Genomic DNA, 5,011 nt, shown 5'->3' on the forward strand with positions numbered 1-5,011 from the left:
TTTGTGGTGGATACGGTTGCCGGCTTGATGTTTGGCAAGTTCATGTCATTCCTTACTGGCGGCAAGATCAACCCGCTGATCGGCGCCTGCGGTATCAGCGCCTTCCCAATGGCCGGACGCCTGGCTGCACAGGTAGCCAAGGAGGAAGATTTCGACAACTTCATCCTCATGCACGCCATGGGCGCCAACACTGCTGGTCAGTTGGGGAGTGTGATTGCTGGCGGCTTGCTGCTAGCCTTAACCCTCGGCTTTTTGGGATAAGTTCAGGCAAAATCTCATTCCCCCGGACGCAACTGCCGGGGGATTTTTATTTATTGGGCAATCTGGTACTTGGCCATCAGCTGGTCGGCAAGTCCAATAAAATCCTCCAGCCGCCAGATTTTGCCAGACTTAATCGGGTATTCACCCCGCAGAGCGTTTTTCCAATCCACCGGAATCGAACTGAGGCCGTAGACCGCTCCCGCCAGCGCACCGGTAACCGCACCGGTGGTATCGGTATCTGCGCCAAGATTGATCACCTGAACCAGGGCATCTTCAAACGAACTGGTGTTCAGCAGCCCCCAAACCGCGCTTTCCAGCGTGTGGCGCACCCAGCCGGTGTTCCGTAATTCATCGCGTTTGCGGTGCGGCGCCAGTAATAAGGTGTTGCGAAAACTCTCCGAAAGCGCAACCTGATCGAGGGCGTGCCGGTAGGCTTGTTGGGGGGAATTGCCGTGGACCAGATGATAAATCATCACATTGACGAAAGCACACGCATCCAGACAGTCCGGGTGCGGATGGGTTACCTGACTTTGCAGGCGGGACTGGTGAACCAATCGTTGCAGATCCTGCCAGCAGGCAACCGCAACCGGGTAGCAACGCATCAAAGATCCGTTGCCGGCGTTGTGCGGGTTTGCCTGCTGCACTTCTTCAACGGCTTGCTGCCACGGCATGCCGCTGCTGATGCGCTGCAGTACATTGGCCGTGTGGATGCCTACATCGGGTGGATTACTGCGGTACCAGGCAGAAAAGCGCTGCACCAGATCATCCGGGTTCAAATCGAAATCGTGCAGCAGACTTTCGGCAAGCGCCAGCGCCAATTCGGTATCATCGGTGAAAGAGCCGGCCGGTAAACGGCCGGGACGCATGGTGCGAATCAAGCGCTCAACCGGCGCTGCACTGCCGAACTCCAGCGGCATCCCCAGCGCATCCCCCACCGCCGCCCCAACCACCACTCCTCGAAGCCGATCGCGGATTGTTTCATTCATTGCCTTTGCAACTCCTCTTAACCCCTCATGATCTACCGGATGAGTCAAAAAGAAGTATACCGAATATTTCAGATTTGGTGTTTCGAAAAATGAGCTGCTTTATCCTTAACCGGGCATTATCAAAATAATCCCGAAGTTAAAATGATTAACGTGAGTTCGGGATAAGATCAAAACCCGGCATGCGATGCCAATGCCCCCACCTGCACCTCCCCCAAAATCGCAGGGGCGATTTTGGGGGAGGCGGGAGGGGGACGAAAATGCGAAAGTTGATGTAGAAATGATTTATCCCGAATTGAGATTGATTAGTTTGTCAATTAACAATATTGTAATCTTGAGGGGATATTCCTTGACAACCCGAATAGATGACTTATATACTCGACGATAACGGATTCCTGAATGCAAGGGGGCAACCTGTGCAATGTATAAACCCAACCAGGAAACCATAATGGAGAGGAACACTACATGATGCCCCCTAAAAAAGCAATCAGACCGTTTGTTCAATCTGAAACACTACGGCTAAAAATCAAAAAAATTGTTCACCTGATTCTGTTCATTACACTAGCTACCTCTATTCTGGCAGGCACCTCCAAACCAGTAATTGCTTCCACAACCAGCCTCACCCCCTCACTTCCCATTAATGGGGAATTCCTTCAGGCAAATTTCAAAAACATCTCCAATCAAGTCGTACCCAACGACGATGGAGGTGTGATTTACCTTCCCATGGTCAGCCGCCCTGCCAGTACCGAAAACTGGTCAACCGTTGCTGGAAATCCGCAACGCACTTCCTGGATCAGCCATGAGGTGACCGGAAACCTGACCTTGCAGTGGTACCGACCCCTCGAAGCGTACATTCCCCAGAATGTGCAAATCATCGCGGTGGACGGGTTGCTGTATATCTCGACCGCAAAAGGATTGGTGGTTCTCAACGCCAATGACGGCTCGCTGGCGTGGCGTTTCGATACCGAATTACCGCTTGGTAATTCTCCAACCGTAGATAGCGGGGTGGTCTACGTTGGCGGCTACGACAGGAAACTACACGCTCTGGATGCCCGCACCGGGCAACTGCTCTGGTCGTTTGCCGGGGCTGGGGCCGGCTACAGCGCCAATCCACTGGTAGTGGATGGCAAGGTCATCATCGGCAATCGTGATGGGAAAATGTATGCCATCGGCGCTCATCATACCCCGCAACGGGGACAACTGCTCTGGTCATTTACTGCCGGCGGCCCGATCTACCTCAGCGCTGCATTCAGCAACGGGAGGGTGTATTTTGCCGCCAACGATAATCGCGCCTATGCGCTCAACGCTACCAACGGCGCGCTGGTGTGGCGTTCCAATATCCTGCCCGGCGAACAATACCAGTCCTACTGGCCGGTCATTTATCAAGACAAAGTGATCTTTTCGGTTGCCCAGGGATACCGCACCAGTTCCCGCCCCGGCCTGAACAGTGTGACCAATCAGTCCGGCAACACCTTTGGCACCTACCGCGAATTACAGCTGGAAGGGATCTTCGAGGGCTACCCGGAAGGGGAAATTGTTGGCGCGATTTACGGCCCGCAGCCGGGTTCGAATGATTTTCCCAAGGTCGATTCCAGCAGTGTACTGGAATATCTTGAAGATGATCCTGCTGCGGATGCCTTCAAGCACAAGCCGTGGCGGCGGGTCTTCGTCATTTTGAACCAGAGCAACGGTGAGGAGTACCGTTTCGATACGGATGGCGATGGCTACATGGAATATGCTCCTTTTGCATGGTGGGGTACCAATTCCGGCAACCGCTACCCGCCAATTGTCGGCCCCAATGGTATGCTCTATGCCGGCACGCTCTACCAGTGTTGTTCGGACTCCAAAGGGAGGGTGATGGGCTGGTATGCGGGTGATTCGTTCCTGAGGGTGATTGGCGGCGCTGGAGCATTGGCCGAACCGCAGGCTATTTCCGGCGGCGGCAACACCATTTACCGCAATCTGTGTTGCGACCGCCTTGGTGATTACTTTTCCGCCACTGCTCCCGGGCAAAGCCGGCAATTGTGGTCGTACAATCTGGAACAGCAGGCCCCCGGTTATGACCCCACCTGGGTCATCTGGCCGGGATGGCCGCGCTTGCAGGGCTGGTATCGTGGGGCTACCAACAGTATCAATGCGGCTTATCATAACCACGGAGACCAAAACCCCATTGTTCCGCATCAGGGTCGCCTGTTCGTTCACCGCAGCAATACCATCATCGCTTACGGGACGGGCAGCGGCCCCGGCTCGCTTCCCATGATCCGCATCAACCCGGCTCCGCCCGCCAACGCCTCACTGGATAACGCCCAGCTGACCGCCCGTTTGGAGCAAGAGATCAACAAGATGATTGACGCGGGTCTTTTGCGGCCGGGTTATTACAACCCTGGCCAGTTTGCTGCCAATAATTCCGAATTCGTGGATTACTTTGCCAACCCGGGCGAAACGCTGTATGTACTCAGCATTGCATATCCCCATCTCTCACCCGCATTGCAATCCCGGTTGCGGCCCTATCTGCAGTTACACTTCACCACCTATTTTGACCCGAACATGTATGCAACCATTGGGTGGAATAGCGGCGCCCCTCGCGAAGAGATGATTCTCCCCCCTGAGGTTCAGGCTGATTTGGTAAATCACCCGCCTCGCACCCGCGCCAGAGGTTTTTCATGGGAATATCCGCCCTTCAACTTCTACGCGATGTGGAAATACGCTCAAATTTTTCCAAATGATGCCGGCCGCATCTACGATCTGGCTCGTTCAAAAATCAATACCTCTTTTTCCTCCTCGCAAACCAACGACTACTTCCGTCAACGCCCCTTTGAGCACAATGCTTACCTGGCAGGTTACATCGGCTTCTTAAGGTTACAGGAGATGGCCGGCCGTACCACACAAGATGCTCAATTACGCACGCAGGTAACCAATGAATACAACCGCCTGCTCTCCTTGCGGGCACAATTGTTCAGTAAAGATTCGTACTGGGTCAACGACCGTTATCACAAAAAGCATCTGGATGTTTCGGCAAACTTCCTCTGGCTGGTGCCGGAAGTTGCCGATTACCTGCGTCAGAATCGGCTGAATGATGTGCAGGCCGCCGTGCAGGAATACGAAGCCGTGGCGCCTTACTGGTTCGTTGCGCGCTTTGAATCCAGCCTTGGCGAAGGCGTGATGGCAAACCTTTACAGCATCAACGCCCTCTTTCAGGCAAGGGCTCTGATCTTACGCCAAACCAAAGCCCAGTTAACCCCGTACATTGATGTGCCGGCATTTATCCGCGGCGATTTGTTTTACATTCAAAATCTGGTGACTGCCATTCAAGCCGGAAATTAAGAAATTGCTCCTCCAGACCGGGTTCAGCATTCTTGCCAGAGATGTTGAACCCGGTCTGGTGACTCACCAGGGACTCGAATATCATCCCCTTCCGGGGACGCGGAACCCAAACAAAAGCCCGCCATCTTCGGCGGGCACAAGGGATAACGGCGTCTTTCCCCATGTGAATGTAAGGTGACTCACCAGGGACTCGAATATCATCCCCTTCTGGGGACGCGGAACCCAAACAAAAGCCCGCCATCTTCGGCGGGCATGAGGGATAACGGCGTTTTTCCCCTTGCGGTTTTCAGGTGACTCACCCGGTACTCGAATATCATCCCCTCATGGGGACGCTGAACCCAATTAAAAGCACGCCACTTTCGGCGGGCATGAGGGATAACGGCGTTTTTCCCCATGTAAATTTCAGGTGACTCACCCGGTACTCGAATATCATCCCCTCATGG

Annotated in this window: 3 protein-coding genes; 2 read left to right on the plus strand and 1 reads right to left on the minus strand. The window is 54.1% G+C overall.

Features of this window, described 5'->3' with window-relative positions:
* Window positions 1-261 (plus strand): sodium ion-translocating decarboxylase subunit beta (locus VAE48_RS16275; RefSeq protein WP_322794390.1); only part of this gene is annotated, 261 nt, incomplete at its 5' end.
* A 50-nt stretch (window positions 262-311) separates the two neighbouring features.
* On the opposite strand, the gene VAE48_RS16280 is transcribed toward VAE48_RS16275, so the two are convergent.
* Entirely contained in the window at window positions 312-1,247 is a 936-nt protein-coding gene (locus VAE48_RS16280) for an ADP-ribosylglycohydrolase family protein (RefSeq protein ID WP_322794391.1), read from the minus strand.
* Window positions 1,248-1,709: 462 nt separating this feature from the next.
* On the opposite strand from VAE48_RS16280, the gene VAE48_RS16285 reads away from it, so the two are divergent.
* Window positions 1,710-4,568: a PQQ-binding-like beta-propeller repeat protein gene (locus tag VAE48_RS16285; protein ID WP_322794392.1), complete on the plus strand. Its 2,859-nt coding sequence runs from the start codon at window positions 1,710-1,712 to the stop codon at window positions 4,566-4,568.
* Window positions 4,569-5,011: the final 443 nt, after the last annotated feature.

This window comes from Bellilinea sp. (assembly GCF_034432615.1).
Taxonomy (GTDB): domain Bacteria; phylum Chloroflexota; class Anaerolineae; order Anaerolineales; family Anaerolineaceae; genus Bellilinea.

Bases quoted from the DNA above. Each gene is read 5' to 3' on its own strand.
- VAE48_RS16280 (WP_322794391.1), bottom strand. From the start codon at position 1,247: ATGAATGAAACAATCCGCGATCGGCTTCGAGGAGTGGTGGTTGGGGCG.
- VAE48_RS16285 (WP_322794392.1), top strand. From the start codon at position 1,710: ATGATGCCCCCTAAAAAAGCAATCAGACCGTTTGTTCAATCTGAAACA.